We start from the raw sequence: 16,887 nt of genomic DNA on the forward strand, positions 1-16,887 counted from the left end.
TCCCGGCAGGTCACCCACACATCCGGTCCGACCGGCTCCCCGGTCCACTCACCCTGCATGCCGACGAAGTCTGGCCCCGTGCTGTCCCAAGCGAGGCCAGAACGCAAGATTTTCAGTGATCTTCTAGGCAAAAAATCACAGCAGAAGAGCCGCGAGCATGGTCAACGATACGACCCGGCTGCTGGGTCTGGAGGGCCTGGCCGTCGTCGACGTCGTCGCAGCAGGTCAGGACGGGGATGACGGCGGGCAGGGGCCGATCGTGCATCTGGTCACCGCCGATGAGGGCGCCCGGGCCTGCCCCGAATGTGGGGTGTTCGCGGCCCGGGTCAAGGAGTGGGTGACCACCCGGCCGCGTGACCTGCCGGTCGCCGGACGACGCTGTGAGCTGCGCTGGCGTAAACGCCGCTGGTACTGCGACGAGCAGGCCTGCCCGCGAGGGACGTTCACCGAGCATGTCGCTCAGGTCCCGGCCCGGGCCCGGCTGACGGTGCGGTTACGTAAGGCGGCCGGGGCGGCGGTCGGTGACGGCGGAGCGACGATCGTTCAGGCCGCGCGCGATCACGGGGTGTCCTGGCCGGTCGTATGTGCCGCGTTCGTCGCACACGCCGCCCGGGTGCTGCCGGATCAGCCCGCCCCCGTCACGGTGCTGGGGATCGATGAGATCCGCCGTGGCCGGCCCCGCTGGACCTGGGATGAGACCGCCGGTAGCTGGCAGACCGTCGTGGACCGATGGCATGTCGGCTTCGTCGATCTGTCCAGCGGCCAAGGGCTGCTCGGCCAGGTCGAAGGCCGCACCAGCACTGCTGTCACCGGCTGGCTCAGCGGGCGCAGCCAGGCCTGGCGTGATGGGGTGGCCTTCGTCGCGATCGACATGTGCACCATCTTCAAGTCCGCGGTCTGGGCGGCGTTACCGCAGGCCAGGCTGGTGGTCGACCACTTCCACATCGTCCAGCTGGCCAACGCGGCCGTCACCGAGGTCCGCCGCCGCGTCACCGTTCAGGTGCGGGGCCGGCGGGGGCGCAAGGGCAACCGCGAATGGGAACTGCGTAACCGGCTGACCCGCTCGGCCGCCCGGATGCACGGCTCGCAGCTCGATCCGATGGTTGATGACCTGATGGCGCTGCCGAGGCGGATCGGGGTGCCGATCCTGGCCGCGTGGAACGCCAAGGAAGACCTGCTCGACCTGCTCGCCTTGGCGCGCACCCACCCCGATCGCACCGTCGTCGCTGACCGGCTGTTCCGCTTCTACACCTGGTGCGCCGCCTCCGGCCTACCCGAACTCGAACGCCTGGCGAGCACGGTCGAGACCTGGTGGCCCGAGATCCTCGCGTTCATCCGCACCGGCATCACCAACGCGGGCTCTGAGGGCACCAACCGCGTGATCAAGACCGTCGCCCGTGACGCGTACGGCTTCCGCAACCCCGAGAACCAGCGCCTACGCACCCGCTGCGCCACCACCCGGCGAAGCCGCGGATTCCTCAACCCCGCTTAATTTCGAAGAGCCCGTATCGGCCGGCAACTGGCGCTCACCGAGCCAATTCCCATCATCCGTGATCTACGCGGGCAGACGATGCTCTTCGTTGCCCACCTGGCAATCGCTCCGGTATCCCTGGCCACTGGCTCGGATCGAATGACATGCTCGCGGAGTGGCGATTCAAGTAGCGGTGTGCGGGCCCCGCGACTGCACGGCCGAGGACGAGCGCAACGCACAGGAGATCGGCCGGCTTCTGGCCGAGCGCGGTGCGGTGGTGATCTGCGGCGGCTACACGGGAGTGATGGCCGCGGTGGCGGCGGGAGCGCGCTCCGCCGGCGGGACCGTCGTCGGCATCCTGTCCCGTCCGGACCGTGAGCACGCCAACCCCGACCTGAGCATCGTGATCCCCACCGGGGCCGGCGAGGCGCGCAACAACATCATCGTCAACTCGGGGGACGCGGTGATCGTGATCGGCGGTTCCTGGGGCACCCTCTCAGAGCTAGCCCTCGCCATGCGGCACGGCCGGGCCCCCGTTGTCCAGCTCGGAGGGTGGCGACTCCTGGACCAGCATGGCGATCCCGTCCCAGGCGTACGGCATGCCACCTCGCCCGAGCATGCGCTGGAACTGACGGGCCTCTGGCTATGACGGTCATGCCGAGACGGGCGCAGCCTTCTCCGCACGGCGGCTGCTCGAAGCGGCCGAGGGACTGATCCCGGCAGCGACCGCACGTCACGAAAAAGAGCCGGCCCCGATGACTCGCCCGCTCGATGTGGCCGGGTGAGCAGGAACCACACCAAGCGAAGGCCGCCAACTACCCGGCCTTCTGCAGGATGCGCAGGACAAGATCAGGCGCCCCAGCCCGATGGAGCGGGCGACTTAAGACAGTTCGTATGGCGACGGCTCGGTGAAGCGTTCCTGTCCCAGTACGGCGAGCAGCCGCAGCTTCTCGTAACCCTCGGTACGCGGAGGGGCGGTGAGCACGAGCAGCGCCTGGGACTGATCCTCGGTGAACAGCACCTGGCAGTCCAGCTCGATCGGGCCGAGCTCGGGATGGATGAGCGTCTTGTGGTCCTCGAAGCGCTTGGCGACCTCGTGCCGGTCCCACAGCTCCGCGAACTCGGCGCTCGCCTTGCGCAGGGCCCGTACCAGCTCACCTGCCCGGGACTGCTCCCCCATCGACCCGTACGCGACACGCAGGTTCGCCACCTGGGCCCGGCTGTGCCGGTCGCGGTCGTCCTCGGGATAGCGCAGCCGCTCCGACGGATCGGTGAACCACCGGTAGACCTCACTGCGGGCGAGGCCCGTGTAGCCGGACCTGTCGCCGAACAGCGCGTCGGCCATCCGGTTCTGCACCAGCGTCTCGCCCAGGTTGGACAGGATGAGCGCCGGGGTGTCGCTGAGGCGGTCGAGCACCCGCAGCAGCGCGGGGACGACGTGCGTCGCGGCGGAGGCCCTCGCCGGGGCGTTGTGCCCCGCGATCCGGAAGAGGTAGTCGCGCTCGTCGCCCGTCAGCCGCAGCGCCCGGGCGAGCGAGGCGAGCATCTGCTCGCTGGGCTGCGGTCCGCGCTGCTGCTCAAGCCGTGTGTAGTAGTCGTTGGACATCGCGGCGAGCGCCGCGACCTCCTCACGCCGCAGTCCGGGCGTACGGCGGCGGGCGCCGGCGGCGAGCCCCACGTCCTCCGGACGCAGGGCCTCACGGCGTCGGCGGAGGAAGTCGGCGAGTCCGGCGCGGTCCATGCGCCCAGTATCCGCCCGGCGTCCGCGAGCCGGTGACCGCCTGCCAGGGATCGCCGATCCCCCGATAAGCGCTCTCTGCACCCGCCACGGCCCGGCGCCGAGAATGTGAGCATGAACATCTCGGGAAACACCATATTCATCCCCGGCTCCACCAGCGGCATCGGACTCGCACTCGCCGTCGCGCTGCACGACAGGGGGAACACGGTCATCGTCGGTGGACGGCGGGCCGACCTGCTGGAGCGCATCGCCGCCGAGCATCCCGGCCTCGGCACCGTACAGATCGACACCGCCGACGCCGGGAGCATCGAGGCCGCCGCGAAGGACGTGCTGGCGAGGTATCCGGATCTCAACGTGCTCGTCACGATGGCCGGGATCATGCGCGTCGAGGACTGGCACCGGCCCGAGTCGTTCCTCGCCTCCGCCGAGTCGGTCATCACGACCAACCTGCTCGGCACGATCCGCCTGATCGCCGCGTTCGTCGAGCACCTGCGGGCGCAGCCGGACGCCACCATCGTGACCGTCTCCTCGGGCCTGGCGTTCGCGCCGCTCAAGGTCACCCCGAGTTACAACGCGTCGAAGGCCGCCGTCCACATGCTCAGCGAGTCGATCCGGCTGCAGCTCGCCGACACGAGCGTGAAGGTCGTCGAACTCGAACCGCCGTCCGTCCGCACCTCGCTGCTGCCGGGCCAGGAGGACAGCGAGGCGGCGATGCCGCTCGACGAGTTCGTGGCGGAGGTCCTCGAGCTGTTCGAGACGCAGCCCGACGCGAAGGAGATCCAGGTCGAGCGGGTGAAGTTCCTGCGTTACGGCGAGGCGCGCGGCGACTACGACCAGGTTGTGACGAGGCTCAACGCGTCCGACCCGCACGGCAATTGACGCGCTCCCCGGCCTGAAGGCCGGGGATTCAGTCCGTGCCGCGTTATGCGGCACCTCTGAGGCTTCCTGCTTCGCCGGGCTGTGCCACCTGGTGGGGTGGTCTTACCTGCCCTCCACCGGGACGGCGTGTGCCGTCCCGCCCACGCGTGTGGGAGGCGTTTAACCTCTCCGCCCGTCCGGCGGTGAGGATGTTCTTCGCGGCGTTGACGTCCCGGTCATGGGCCGCCCCGCAGGGGCACCGCCACGACCGGACGTTCAGCGGCATCGACCCGGCGACCACCCCGCACGCAGAACACCGTTTCGAGGAGGGGAACCACCGGTCGACTCGATGGAAGGCCCGCCCGTACAAGGCAGCCTTGTACTCCAGCATGCCGACGAAGGACGACCAGCCCGCGTCGTGCACGCTCTTGGACAGCCTCGTGCGTGCCAGCCCCTTGACCGCCAGGTCTTCCACGTAGATCGCTTGGTTGTCGCGAACTATCCGGGTGGAGAGCTGGTGGTGGAACTCGCGGCGCGCGTCGGCGACCTGCGCGTGCCGGCGGGCGACCTTCTGCCGGGCTTTGGCCCGGTTGTTCGACCTCTTCGCCTTGCGGGACAGCGCCCGCTGGAGGCGTGTGAGTTTCTTCTCGGCCCGGCGCAGGAAACGCGGGGCGTCGATCTTCCGCCCGTCAGAAAGAACCGCGAAGGCGGTCAGTCCGAGGTCGATCCCCGCCTCCGGCCCTACCGGAGGCAGGGGTTGTTCGGCGACGTCGACGACGAACGAGGCGAAGTACCGCCCGGCCGCGTCCTTGACCACCGTCACCGATGAGGGTCCGGCGGGCAGGGTGCGGGACCAGCGGACCCGAACGTCTCCGATCTTCGGCAGGCGAAGCCTCCCGCCCGCGGTGATGGAGAACCGGGCGTTCTTGGTGAAGCGGATCGCCTGCCGGTTGTCCCTCTTGGACCGGAACCGGGGCGGGGCGACCTTCGGCCCCTTCCGCTTGCCGGTGATCGAGTCGAAGAAGTTCCGGTACGCCTTGTTCAGGTCGGCGAGCGCCTGCTGTAACACCACGGCGGACACCTCGCCCAGCCAGGAACGCTCGGGGGTCTTCTTCGCGTCGGTGATGACCCGCGTGGACAACTCCCCGTCGCAGATGTACGGCAAGCCGTGCTCCCGGGCGTCCTGCCGTGCCCGCAGCCCGTCGTTGAACACGACCCGCGCGCACCCGAACGCCCGTGCCAGCGCGGCACGCTGACCCGGCGTTGGGTGGAGGCGGAAGTTGTACCTGAGCTGCACACCAATATGCTACCGAAGGTTCATGACTGATTACAGAGAGACACCAGAGTCGGCGGAAATCGCATTCTCGTCCTGCAGGCCCACTTGGTTTTTCGTGACCACCGGGCGTGACGCTGCTTGGACGCCGATCCGCCTTGGCGACGAATCGGCTTTCCTTGCCCCGCTACACGGGCGGGTCCGCTTCACCCCCGGCCTGAAGGCCGAAGCACTACGGACGAATCCGGCAGCCGGCGACGCCGGGGCCGGCGGCCCGCCCCGGCGGAGAGGTCAGTCCTTGTTCGACTGCCGCCAGTCGCGCACCGCGTCGCGGATCTTGTCGAACACCGCCACCGGCGGGCCGGCCAGAATGTTCACGGTCGCGGACTCCCCGGCGCCCGGGTGCGGGCGGGTCGGCGCGATCGCCTCGGCCGCCCGTACGGCGCCGGCCATCCGGCGCAGCCGCTCCGCGGAGAGCTCCTGGCGCAGGCGGGGGAACTCCTCCTGCTCCTCGTGGGTGGCGTGCTCGACGACCGCCTTCTCCAGCATGGCGAGCCTGGCGTCGAACTCGGGATGCTCCACGCCGAGGTCATACAGGTCGGAGAGGGCGTGCTTGGCCTCGCTCTCCTCGTGCAGACGGGCCTCGACGACCTCGTCGCCCGCCGACGAGCGCGCTGCGGGGTGCACGACCTGCTCCTCCGCGCTCTCGTGTACGGCCAGCAGCCGCACGAGGTCGTTGAACAGGTCGCCCTTGCGATCGCCGTCCGCCACGACGATCCCGGCGAACAGGCCCTTGATCTGCGCGTGCTGCGCCAGCAGCAGGTCGATGACATCGCGGTCTTCGGTAGTGGTCAACGCCGTCACCTTTCGCTTCGGGAAGCTGTGACTCGCTTCGGGGCTTCGTTCCGGGGCCTCACTTCGGCAACCTGGGCCCACCTGCCCCTTTCCCGCTCCCCTATGCCTGCCGGCCCGCCGGGAGCCGCCGCACCCCTATACCCCAATTTTCAGGTTGACTTAGTAGGTATTTCTCCCGCATCCTTGGCCCATGCACCTGGAGCCTCTCCACTGGTCGAACCTGCCCGTAGATCTCCGCAGGCAGGCGAGTGCTCTCTGTACGGCGTCCGCACCCGCGTGAGCAGAGGTATCGGAACCGCACGACCAGGAGCATGGAATGACCGCGAACGCACCCACCCTCACCCGCACCCGGCTGGCCGGCATCGCCCACGCGCTGGCCACCTCCCCTGACGAATGGATCCAGCGCGTACGGCTCAGCACCGACGGCCGCTGGTACGAGCGGCTGCACGGCGACGACGACCACGAGATCTGGCTGATCAGCTGGCTGCCCGGTCAGTCGACCGGGTTCCACGACCACGGCGGCTCGCGGGGGGCCTTCGCCGTCGCCCTCGGCAGCCTGCGCGAACACGACGTGACCGTCGAACGGGATCTCCACGCCGGTGACGCGCGCGAGTTCGGGCCCGACTACGTGCACGAGGTGCGCAACGTCTCGACCGCTCCCGCGGTCAGCGTGCACGTCTACTCGCCCCCGCTGTCCACCATGAGCCGCTACGACCTCACCGACGGCCGGCTGACCAAGGTCGCCGAGGAAGGTGCGGAGCAGTGGTGACGGGCGCGGCGGCGCCGGTCCGCCCTCCGGGCGCCCGGAGCATCGACGAGATCCTCGCCGACAGCCGGCGCCGCCTGCGGAGGCTCACCCCCCAGGAGGCGTACGGCAGGGTCCGGGAGGGCGCCCTGCTCGTCGACATCCGCCCCGCGGCCCAGCGCGCGGCGGAGGGCGAGGTGCCCGGCGCGCTGATCGTCGAACGCAACGTCCTGGAGTGGCGCTTCGACCCCGCCCAGGACGCCCGGCTGCCGGAGGCGACCGGATACGACGTGGAGGTCATCGTGATCTGTTCCGAGGGCTACACGTCGAGCCTGGCCGCCGCGTCGCTCCACGACCTCGGGCTGACCCGCTCCACCGACGTCGTCGGCGGATTCGTGGCCTGGCGGGCGGCGGGACTGCCCGCCACCGGCGGAGGGCACCCGCCCTCCTGACAGCGAGCCGCCGCGCTCCCGAACCGCTCTCCCGGAACCGCCAGGCTCCTGAACCGCGATCCCGATAACGCCGCGCTCCCGAACCGCGCTCCTGAAGCGCGCTCCTGAGCCGCCGCCGGGGAGCCGACGCCTCCGGGCCGGGCCGGCCTCGCCCCCCGGCGGCGGTGGATCAGACCCCCGCCGGAACCCCGGCCGCGCCGGCCGGGGCGGTGGTCTCCAGCGCTCTGCGGGCGTACGCGCGGACGTCGGCGTCGGAGTCGCCGAGCGCCCCGCGCAGGGCCGCGGCCACGTCCCGCCGCGCCGCCCAGGCGGACAGCGAGAGGACCGCGGCCTTGCGCACGTCGAGGTGCGGGTCGGCGAGCGCCGCCACCAACGGTCCCGCGGCCATGCCGGGATCGGCGGCCGCCAGCCCGCGGGCCGCGCCAACTCTCACCTCCCAGGCCGGATCCGCCAGAGCCCGTACGGCCGTCTCGCCGAAGCCAGAGCCGGAGCCGGTGTCGAAGCCGGCTCCGGGCTCTCGGTAGAGAGCCGGGCCGAGCCCGGCGGACGCCTCCAGCGCGGCCGCCCGCACGAGCGGATCGGGGTCGGCGGCGAGCCGTACGACGGCCGGGGCGCCGCCGGGCAGGCCGATGGTCCCGAGCCCTCTGGCCGCCCAGACGCGCACCTCGCGGTCCTCGTCCCCGGCGGCGAGCGCCACCCGCCCGGCGTCGTCGAGCGAGACCAGGCCCCTGACCGCCTCGATCCGCACCCGGGAGTCGGGGTCGGCGAGCGCCGCCCCGAACACGCCGGCGTCGCCTAGGCGCAGCGCCCGCAGGACGTCCAGGACGGCCGCGCGGACGATCGGGTCCCCGGCTGCCGCGCCGGCCCCGCCCGCCGTCTCCCCCACCCCGCTGTGACTCACTCCCACAGGGCCCGCTCCCTCGGGACTCGCCCCGTAACCGGCCACCGCGCGGAGGGAGGCGCCGAAGGCGGGGGTCGCGGGCAGCACCTCGACGAGTTCCCGCAGGCCGGTGGCGGCGGCCCGCCGTACGGTGCCGTGCTGGTCGGCGAGGGCTTGGGCCAGCGCGGTCTCCACGCCTGGGGGCGTGGTCTCGGTCAGCGTCGCGACGGCAGCCCTGCGGACCTTCGGGTCCGCTTCCGCCAGGTAGGGGGTGATCTGGTCGAGCGTGGGCTCGCCGTCGGCGAGCCGCAGCAGTTCGAGGATGCGGGGCGAGCGCCCGATCGCCTCCACCGCGAGCCGTCCGCCCCCGCCGCGCCGCACCGAACGGGGCGCGCCGTACGCGCCGACGACGACCGGCTCGGCCGGGCGGGGCGTGAAGCCCTCGACCGGCACGAGGTACGGCTCGACCGGGCGCTTGACGAACTCCATCGCCCCGGCGGCGTTCCTGCGCAGGTTGAGGTGGTAGAGCCACTCGTCGTCGTTCCGCTCGGGCAGGTCGGCGCGGTCGTGGTAGAGACCCCACCTGCTCTCGGTGCGGACCAGCGAGGACCGGGCGGCCATCTCGGCGCAGTCCCTGATGAACGTCACCTCCGCGCACCGCATCAGCTCGTGCGGGGTCCGCGCGCCCATGGCCGCGATCTCGTCGCGCATCCGCTCGAACGTCTCCAGCGCGAGGCCGAGCTTCCTGCCGGTCTTCGGCGGGGCGACGTAGTCGTTGACGAACCTCCGCAGTTTGTACTCGACCTGCGGCTGCGGCGGGCCGTCGGGGTTGCGCAGCGGGCGGTAGATCAGTTCGTGCGCGGCGGTGATCTGGTCCTCCGGCAGGCCGCCGGCCGTACGGTGGTGCTCGGCGGCGTGCGCCCCGGCGAGGTCCCCGAAGACGAACGCGCCGATCATGTAGTTGTGCGGCACGCAGGCCAGGTCGCCCGCGGCGTACAGGCCCGGGACGGTGGTCGCGCCGTTCTCGTCCACCCACACGCCCGAGGCCGAGTGCCCGCCGCAGAGGCCGATCTCGGAGATGTGCATCTCCACGTCGTGGGTGCGGTAGTCGTGCCCGCGCCCGGCGTGGAAGGTGCCCCTGGTGGGCCGCTCGGTGGTGTGCAGGATGTTCTCCAGCGCGGTGAGCGTCTCGTCCGGCAGGTGGGTGGTCTTGAGGTAGATCGGGCCGCGCGCCGAGGCGATCTCCCCGGCCACCTCGGCCATCATCTGGCCCGACCAGTAGTCGCAGTCGACGAACCGCTCCCCCTCGGCGTTGACCTGGTATCCCCCGAACGGGTTGGCCACGTAGGCGCAGGCCGGGCCGTTGTAGTCCTTGATCAGCGGGTTGATCTGGAAGCACTCGATGCCGCTGAGCTCGGCGCCCGCGTGGTAGGCCATGGCGTACCCGTCCCCGGCGTTGGTCGGGTTCTCGTACGTGCCGTACAGGTAGCCGCTGGCGGGCAGGCCGAGCCGCCCGCACGCGCCGGTCGCGAGGATCACGGCTCCGGCGGAGACCGTGACGAACCGGCCGGAGCGGGTGTCGAACCCGGCCACGCCGACGGCGCGGCCCTCGCTCGTGAGCACGCGGACCGGCATCACCCGGTTTTCGATGCGTACCTTCTCGCGGATGTCGCGACGGCGCAGCACCCGGTAGAGGACCTTCTTGACGTCCTTGCCCTCCGGCATGGGCAGGACGTAGCTGCCCGACCGGTGGACCCGGCGCACCGCGTAGTCGCCGTGCTCGTTCTTCTCGAACTTCACGCCGTAGCGCTCCAGCCGCCGCACCATGTCGTAGCCGCGCGTCGCCGTCTGGTGGACGGTGCGCTGGTTGACCACCCCGTCGTTGGCCCTGGTGATCTCTGCGACGTAGTCCTCGGGGGTGGCCTTGCCGGGGATGACCGCGTTGTTCACGCCGTCCATGCCCATCGCCAGCGCGCCGCTGTGCCGTACGTGCGCCTTTTCCAGCAGGATCACGTCGGCGCCGCGCTCGGCGGCGGTGATCGCGGCCATGGTCCCCGCGGTGCCGCCGCCCACCACCAGAACCTGGCATTCCAGATGCAGGCGGTCTGCCGGGGAAGGGATGTCCATCACAGCTCCTCGATGATCCGGGCGCGCAGCCCGGCACGGTCGGTCTCAGGGGTGCGCGGGCCGGGCACGGGCAGGACGCGTCCGATGCCGCCGCGCCCGAGCACGACGACCCGGTCGGCGAGCAGCAGGGCCTCGTCCACGTCGTGGGTGACGAAGACGACCGTGGCGGCCGTGTCGCGGAGCACGTCCAGCAGCAGGCGCTGCATCTCGCCCCGGGTCTGCGCGTCCAGCGCGCCGAAGGGCTCGTCCATGAGCACGGCGCGCGGCGCGGCGGCCAGGGACCTGGCGAGCTGCACGCGCTGCCGCATGCCGCCGGACAGCTCCCGGGGCAGCCGGTCCTCCCAGCCGGCGAGGCCGACCCGGGCGATCCAGCTCTCGGCGGCGGGTCCGCGCTCCCGCCTCGGCACGCCGCGGATGCGCAGCGGCAGTTCCACGTTGCGCCGGACCGTGCGCCAGGGCAGCAGCGCGTCGTCCTGGAAGACCATCGCGCGGTCGGGCGACGGCCCGGTGACCGGGACGCCCTGGGCCAGGACCCGGCCGGCGCGCGGGGTCAGCAGCCCGGCGACGGCCCGCAGGATCGTGGACTTGCCCGAACCGGACGGCCCGACGATCACCAGGACCTCGCCGGGGGCCACGTCGAGGTGGAGATCCTCCAGAACGGCGTGCCGCCCGTAGCCGAGGGACACGCCCTCCAGCCGGATGGCGAGCCCCGTCTCCAGAGCGGGCGTGACCGTGGCACTCATCGGGCGGCCTCCTCGACACTCTGGCCGGCTTCCCGCCCTCCGGCCTCTCGCTCGCTGACGGCCCCCTCGCCGACGGCCCGCTCGAAGGCCGGCCGCTCACCGGGCGCCCGCCCGCCGGCCGCCTGTTCGAAGGTCGCCCGCTCATGGGTTTCCCGGTCTCCGGCCCGCACGTCGGTCCTCTCCTCCGCCTTCTCTGCGGCCTTCTCTTCGGCCCTCTGTTCGGCCCTCTGTTCGGCCCTCTGTTCGGCACGGGGCAGCCATCGGGTGAGGCGCCGGCCGAGCAGTTCGATCGAGGCGGAGGTGAGCCACCCGAGCACCCCGATCGACGCCATGCCGACGAGCACCGCCGGGTAGTCGACCACCGTGTACGCGTGCCACGTCCGGTAGCCGACGCCGAACTCGCCGGAGATCATCTCGGCGGAGATCACGCAGATCCAGGCGACGCCCATGCCGACCGACAGCCCGCCGAAGACGCCCGGCAGCGTGCCGGGGAGCACGACGTGCCACAGCACGTGCGCACGTCCGCCGCCCATGGTGCGGACCGCGTCCTCCCACAGCGTGGGCAGCGCCCGTACGGCGTGCCGGGTGCTCACCATGATCGGGAAGAACGCCGCGGCGAACGTGATGAACACGATGCCCTGCTCGTCGGTGGGGAACACCAGGATCGCGATCGGGACGAGGGCGATCGCCGGGATCGGCCGGACGACCTCGACGGGCGGCAGCAGCACGTCGGCCGCCCACCGGGACCGCGCGACCAGCACGCCCAGGGCGATGCCGGCCACCGACGCCAGCGCGAACCCGGTGAGGATGCGGATCATGCTCTGGGCCAGGTCGAGGTAGTAGAGCCCACCGGCGAGTTGCCGGCTGAACTCCGTCGCGACCTCGACGGGCGAGGGCAGCCGGTCGAACCGCAGCCCGGCGCGGACGTCGGCGGTCGTCAGCCACTGCCACAGCGCGACGACGACCACCAGGGATCCCAGCCGCACCGCCCATCTGCGCAGCCCGGCCGCCGTCGCCCGGCCGCGTACGCGCCGTCCCGGACGCACCGCCGGGACGGCACCGGAAGCCGGGGACCCCGACGCCGGGGAGCCCGAGGTTAAGGGCTCCGAGCCAGGGGACCGTGAGCCAGAGGACTTCGAGACCGGGGACTCCGAGGCCGGGGACGTGTCCAGCGCCGGGGTGCTCACCGCGACGCACCTCCCGCCGCGGCCTTCAGCGCCTCGTCGTAGCCGACGACCGCCGCCCGGGGGTGCTCCTTCACGAACGCCTCCGCGCCGTCGCGGGTGGTGAAGGGCTTGAACCTCTCGTTCTCGTCCGCGGCGGGATCGCGCACCCACACGGACCGGTCCGCGAACCAGTGTGTGCCCGTGGCCGCGTCGGGCACGTACGCCGCCCGTACGGACCCGCCGCCCGAGGTGGCGGCGGCGATCTGCCGCAGCAGGCAGGTCGGCGTGGCCGCGGGACGGAGCGTGTCCTCCCCCGTCAGCCACAGCTCGCCCGCCTTCGCGGGGTCACCGGCCGGGGTGCCGCAGGCGGCGTCGGTCCCGGTGATGCGCGCCGCGTTGACGGTGCCCGCGGCGTCGGCGTCGTAGGAGGCGCCGTACGCCTTCCTGACATAGGAGTCGTCGGCGAATTTCGCCACGTCGACGCCCTTGAAGTCGGTGCCGATGGACTTCAGGTACTTCTGGTCGTGGTCCAGCGCGGCGAGGAGCCGGGACTTCAGCGTGACGTCGAAGGTGGCGATGCCGTCGCGCCCGTTGTAGAGGTAGACGACCTCGGCCGGGAGCCCGGTCGCCTTCGCGACCGCCTCGGCGGCCTCGACGGGGTGCTCGTGGAGGTACTTCGTGGCGTCGATCTGCGCCTGCAGGAACGCCTGGAGCACGTCGGGCCGCTCCTTCGCGTACGCCTCCCGCACCACGACGCCGTGGAACGTCGGCACGTCGAGCGCCGACCCGTCGTACACGAGCCGGGCCTGGTTCTTGAAGACGAGCAGTCCCGGCCACGCCACGAACTGGGCGTATCCCTGCACGTTGCCCGACTGCAGCGCGGAGGCGCCTACCGGCGGCTGCTGGTTCACGACCTCCACGTCGGTGGCGGGGTCGAGCCCGGCCCGCTCCAGCGCCTGGACGAGCGTGCCGTGACCCGCCGACCCGGAGCTGGCCGACACCTTCCCGCCCTTCAGGTCGGCCAGCGTGCGCGCCTTCGACGACGGGGCGACCACCACCGAGTTGAGCCCGCCGCGCAGGTTGTAGCCGGTCGCCGACACGAGCCGGGTCCGGGCGGCGGACACGCCCTGGGTGCGCGAGGCGTTGATGAGGAGCGGGTAGTCGCCCATCGACCCGATGTCGATCTTCCCGGCCACCATCTTGGCGGTGATCGGGGCGCCGGTGTCGTAGTCCTGCCACTCGACCCGGTACCTGCCGCCGAGGCGCTTCTCGAAGTAGCCGAGGCCGCGCAGCAGCGTCCCGGCCGTCACCGTGTTGATGGTCTTCGACTGATATCCGACGACCACGGTCTCCCTGCCGTCGTCGGCGCCCGCGGAGACGGAGCATCCGGAGAGGGCGCCGGCGGCCGCGGCCAGCAGCGCCACGGTGGCGAAGATTGTGCGCATGGGGGGATGTCCTTCTATCGCAGCAGGTAGGGGATGTTCACCGTGACGGCGTCGGCGGGGCACCGGTCGGCGCAGGGGCCGCAGTACCAGCACTCGTCCACGTGCATGTACGCCTTGCCGCTGACCTCGTGGATGGCGAGTGAGTCGAGCGGGCAGACGTCCACGCACAGCGTGCAGCCCTCGATGCACAGCGACTCGTCGATCGTCACGGGCACGTCGACGCGGCTATTGACCAGGGTCATCGGTGTTCCTCCAGAGATGGCCACGCATGGTGAGACGGTCGCCGCGGAACCGGACGAACTCCAGGTCCACGGGGCGGCCGTCGGAGAGGTGGGTGAGGCGCTCGACCATCAGCAGCGCCGCTCCGCGCGGCGCGTCGAGGACGGCGGCGGTGTGGGCGTCGGCGTTGACGGCCTCGATCGTGAGCTCCGCCGCGCCGAGCGGCCGCCCGGCGATCCGCTCCAGGAGCACGAACACGTCGTTGTGCACGAGGTCGGCGTCGAAGAGCGGCTCGCCGAGCTCTCGTACGAGATAGGTCAGGTCGAGCGAGAGCGGCAGCCCGTCGAGTCTGCGCAGCCGCTCGATGTAGACGACGGACTCGCCCTCGGGCAGGTCGAGCCGTTGCCGGACCGCGGCGGGAGGCGGGATGAGGCCCATGGCGCGGACCTCGTTCGTCACCTCGCCGTGCTCCCGGAGCGTCTCGGCCAGGCCGAGCAGCCGGTACAGGCCGTGCGGGTACTTCTCCGCCGCGACCGTGGTGCCCACTCCCGGGCACCGCGCGATGAGGCCCTCGTCCCTGAGCAGGTCAAGGGCGTCCCTGACGGTGTTGCGCGAGGCCCCGAACTCCCGGGCGAGAGCGGCCTCCAGGGGCAGGTGGCCGCCGTCGAAACCACCGCGCACGATCTCGCACCGCAGCAGGTCGGCCACCTGGCGGGCCCGGTCCGCCCGCCGCCGTCTCGCATCCGCCAGCTCCATGGGAGAGAAGCCTAGCTTCCCGGTAGGGATATATGGATAACGGCCGGATTACGCCACCCCAGGCGGCCTCCATGCACCGCTGACCTGGCGGTACGCCCGAAGACAGCCGAGAACCGCCACCCCTCCCCCGCCGCCTCGGCGGGCGACGGCGGCCTCGGGCGCGAGCCGGAGATCGAGCCCGGGAAGGTCCGGGTCCGCTCGCGGAAGGATGCGGGAAGGCGGGCTTCCTACTGTCCTCCCGTCGCCGGTCACCGGTAGACCTCGCCCGGCGGCCCGCCGGGCGGCCGGGACCGTGCGGCGGAGGAGGAACCGTGAGCACCACACAGACCCGTGCACCGCGCAACGGCGTCGACACCCCCGCGCTCTTCGCGACGCTGAACGCCGTGAAGGGCGATCCGGAACTGGCGAAGTTCCGGTTCCGGGCCACCAACACCTGGATCAGCGGCACGCACAACCGCAGTGCCATCCGCGGCTTCTACGGCGCCGGCCAGGAGGACAGCACCCGGACCGACGACTTCACCTACGACGCCGACCACCCGGCGGTCCTGGTCGGCGGGGGCAACGCCCCCACCCCGGTGGAGTTCCTGCTGCACGCCATCGCCTCGTGCATTACCGCGGGCGTGGCGAACATCGCCGCCGCCCGCGGCGTGACGCTGCACGAGGTGAGCTCGACAGTCGAGGGCGACATCGACCTGCTCGGCGTACTCGGCCTGTCGGAGCGGGTGCGCAACGGCTACCAGGGCATCCGGGTCACCTTCCGGATCTCCGGCGACGCGCCGGCCGACGTGCTGCGCGGGCTGGTCGAGCAGTCCCGGGCCCGGTCGGCGGTCTACGACGTGCTGACGAACGGCACGCGTGTGGACATCGACGTGGTCACGGCCTGAGATCGGGTCCGCGGTGAGACCGGCCGGGTCACGCACCGACGCGCGCCCGTGAGAGGAGAGGGAAGACGACGTGGAGAAATTCGACGTGGCCGTCGTCGGCGCCCGCGCGGGCGGGGCCGCGGCCGCGATGCTGCTGGCCCGGCAGGGGCTGCGGGTGCTGCTGGCCGACCGCGACCGGTACGGCGCGGACACGCTGTCCACCCACGCCCTGATGCGGGGTGGCGTGCTGCTGCTGTCCCGGTGGGGGCTGCTCGACCGGATCGTCGCCGCCGGCACTCCGCCGGTGCGGCGGACCCGTTTCCACTACGGCGACGAGACCGCCACCGTCAGCATCAAACCCCGCCTGGGGGTGGAGGCGCTCTACGCGCCCCGGCGGAGCCTGCTCGACGCGCTGCTGGTGGACGCGGCCGCGGCCGCCGGGGCCGAGGTGCGGTTCGGGGTCACCGTCACCGGCCTGCTCCGGGAGGACTCGGGGCGGGTCGCCGGAGTGACCGGCCACGACCGCCGGGGCATCCGCGTGTCCGTCCGGGCCCGGCTCACGGTCGGCGCGGACGGCCGGCAGTCCACCGTCGCCCGTGCCGCCGGTGCCCGCACGCTGCGTACGGGCACCGGGGCCGGGGCCGTCGTGTACGGCTACTGGACCGGCCTGGAGACGAGTGGTTACGAGTGGTTCTACCGGCCCGGTCACACAGCGGGCATGATCCCGACCAACGACGGCCAGGTGTGCGTCTTCGCCGGGATGCCCGCCGCCCTCTTCCGGGCCACCGCCGGGGAACAGGGCCACGCCGGGACGTCCGGCGGCGGAACGGGTGGCGTCAGGACGGGTGACGGGTTGCGTGGGCGCTACCACCGGATGCTCGCCGCCGCCACGAACGGCGCCGGCGGCAGGCTGGCCGCCGCCGGGCCACCCCTCCGGTTGCGTACCTGGGTGGGGCGGCCGAGTTTCGTCCGCGAGGCCCAGGGACCCGGGTGGGCGCTGGTCGGCGACGCCGGCTCCTTCCTGGACCCGCTGAGCTCCCACGGCCTCACCGACGCGTTGCGCGACGCGGAAAGGCTGGCGCGGGAGGTCGCGGCGGGCGGACCGGGTTCGCCGTCCCGCGCGTACACCGCCGACCGGGACCGCGTCATCGGCCCGATGTACGACGCGGTGGACCGGATCGCGGCCTACGGCTGGGACCTCAACCAGGTGCGCCGCCACCTGCTGGAGCTCAACTCGGCGATGAGCGCGGAGGTGGAGATGATCAGTGCCGTCGGCGCCGGCTGACGAGTACCTTC

Annotated in this window: 16 protein-coding genes; 7 read left to right on the forward strand and 9 right to left on the reverse strand. The window is 72.0% G+C overall.

Annotation, left to right across the window (positions count from 1 at the left end; all coding sequences use genetic code 11):
- Window positions 1–157: 157 nt before the first annotated feature.
- Entirely contained in the window at window positions 158–1,492 is a 1,335-nt protein-coding gene (locus HHX33_RS30040; RefSeq protein ID WP_182877541.1) for an ISL3 family transposase, read from the forward strand.
- Between the two features lie 154 nt (window positions 1,493–1,646).
- Window positions 1,647–2,120: a TIGR00725 family protein gene (locus HHX33_RS30045; RefSeq protein ID WP_182877542.1), complete on the forward strand. Its 474-nt coding sequence runs from the start codon at window positions 1,647–1,649 to the stop codon at window positions 2,118–2,120.
- A gap of 231 nt (window positions 2,121–2,351) precedes the next feature.
- On the opposite strand, the gene HHX33_RS30050 is transcribed toward HHX33_RS30045, so the two are convergent.
- Window positions 2,352–3,212 carry a helix-turn-helix transcriptional regulator gene (locus HHX33_RS30050; RefSeq protein WP_182877543.1) on the reverse strand — a complete coding sequence of 287 codons (861 nt, stop codon included), beginning with the start codon at window positions 3,210–3,212 and terminating at the stop codon, window positions 2,352–2,354.
- Window positions 3,213–3,323: 111 nt separating this feature from the next.
- Between HHX33_RS30050 and HHX33_RS30055 the strand changes: the two genes are divergently transcribed.
- On the forward strand, window positions 3,324–4,088 hold the full coding sequence (locus HHX33_RS30055) for an SDR family oxidoreductase (RefSeq protein WP_182877544.1): 765 nt from the start codon (window positions 3,324–3,326) through the stop codon (window positions 4,086–4,088).
- A gap of 43 nt (window positions 4,089–4,131) precedes the next feature.
- On the opposite strand, the gene HHX33_RS30060 is transcribed toward HHX33_RS30055, so the two are convergent.
- Together HHX33_RS30060 and HHX33_RS30065 are read right to left on the reverse strand one after the other, a co-directional pair.
- Complete coding sequence (locus tag HHX33_RS30060; RefSeq protein ID WP_182877545.1) at window positions 4,132–5,364, reverse strand: RNA-guided endonuclease InsQ/TnpB family protein; 1,233 nt, start codon at window positions 5,362–5,364, stop codon at window positions 4,132–4,134.
- Between the two features lie 267 nt (window positions 5,365–5,631).
- Window positions 5,632–6,195 carry a hemerythrin domain-containing protein gene (locus HHX33_RS30065; protein ID WP_182877546.1) on the reverse strand — a complete coding sequence of 188 codons (564 nt, stop codon included), beginning with the start codon at window positions 6,193–6,195 and terminating at the stop codon, window positions 5,632–5,634.
- Window positions 6,196–6,511: 316 nt separating this feature from the next.
- On the opposite strand from HHX33_RS30065, the gene HHX33_RS30070 reads away from it, so the two are divergent.
- A complete protein-coding gene (locus HHX33_RS30070; RefSeq protein ID WP_182877547.1) occupies window positions 6,512–6,964 on the forward strand; it encodes a cysteine dioxygenase in 453 nt (150 codons plus the stop codon).
- Window positions 6,958–7,392 (forward strand): rhodanese-like domain-containing protein, encoded by a 435-nt coding sequence (locus tag HHX33_RS30075; RefSeq protein WP_396786016.1) that lies wholly within the window; start codon window positions 6,958–6,960, stop codon window positions 7,390–7,392. The genes HHX33_RS30070 and HHX33_RS30075 overlap by 7 nt, the downstream gene beginning before the upstream one ends.
- Window positions 7,393–7,561: 169 nt before the next feature.
- Here HHX33_RS30075 and HHX33_RS30080 read toward each other — a convergent pair whose 3' ends face one another.
- From HHX33_RS30080 to HHX33_RS30105, 6 genes are all read right to left on the reverse strand, one after another.
- Window positions 7,562–10,399, reverse strand: coding sequence for a fumarate reductase/succinate dehydrogenase flavoprotein subunit (locus tag HHX33_RS30080; protein WP_182877548.1), 2,838 nt, complete (start codon window positions 10,397–10,399; stop codon window positions 7,562–7,564).
- On the reverse strand, window positions 10,399–11,142 hold the full coding sequence (locus HHX33_RS30085; RefSeq protein WP_182877549.1) for an ABC transporter ATP-binding protein: 744 nt from the start codon (window positions 11,140–11,142) through the stop codon (window positions 10,399–10,401). Before HHX33_RS30085 ends, HHX33_RS30080 begins: the two co-directional genes overlap by 1 nt.
- The gene (locus HHX33_RS30090; protein WP_310741588.1) at window positions 11,139–12,188 is read right to left on the reverse strand and encodes an ABC transporter permease; all 1,050 of its coding nucleotides are present in this window, start codon (window positions 12,186–12,188) and stop codon (window positions 11,139–11,141) included. The genes HHX33_RS30085 and HHX33_RS30090 overlap by 4 nt, the downstream gene beginning before the upstream one ends.
- A 137-nt stretch (window positions 12,189–12,325) precedes the next feature.
- Window positions 12,326–13,753 carry an ABC transporter substrate-binding protein gene (locus tag HHX33_RS30095; RefSeq protein ID WP_182877550.1) on the reverse strand — a complete coding sequence of 476 codons (1,428 nt, stop codon included), beginning with the start codon at window positions 13,751–13,753 and terminating at the stop codon, window positions 12,326–12,328.
- 14 nt (window positions 13,754–13,767) lie between these two features.
- On the reverse strand, window positions 13,768–13,995 hold the full coding sequence (locus tag HHX33_RS30100; RefSeq protein ID WP_079312946.1) for an indolepyruvate ferredoxin oxidoreductase subunit alpha: 228 nt from the start codon (window positions 13,993–13,995) through the stop codon (window positions 13,768–13,770).
- The gene (locus HHX33_RS30105) at window positions 13,979–14,728 is read right to left on the reverse strand and encodes a GntR family transcriptional regulator (RefSeq protein ID WP_182877551.1); all 750 of its coding nucleotides are present in this window, start codon (window positions 14,726–14,728) and stop codon (window positions 13,979–13,981) included. The genes HHX33_RS30100 and HHX33_RS30105 overlap by 17 nt, the downstream gene beginning before the upstream one ends.
- A 311-nt stretch (window positions 14,729–15,039) precedes the next feature.
- On the opposite strand from HHX33_RS30105, the gene HHX33_RS37520 reads away from it, so the two are divergent.
- A complete protein-coding gene (locus tag HHX33_RS37520; RefSeq protein WP_182877552.1) occupies window positions 15,040–15,612 on the forward strand; it encodes an OsmC family protein in 573 nt (190 codons plus the stop codon).
- Window positions 15,613–15,682: 70 nt separating this feature from the next.
- The gene (locus HHX33_RS30115; RefSeq protein ID WP_182877553.1) at window positions 15,683–16,876 is read left to right on the forward strand and encodes an NAD(P)/FAD-dependent oxidoreductase; all 1,194 of its coding nucleotides are present in this window, start codon (window positions 15,683–15,685) and stop codon (window positions 16,874–16,876) included.
- Window positions 16,877–16,887: the final 11 nt, after the last annotated feature.

This window comes from Microbispora sp. H10670, from assembly GCF_014161385.1.
Classification (GTDB): domain Bacteria; phylum Actinomycetota; class Actinomycetes; order Streptosporangiales; family Streptosporangiaceae; genus Microbispora; species Microbispora triticiradicis.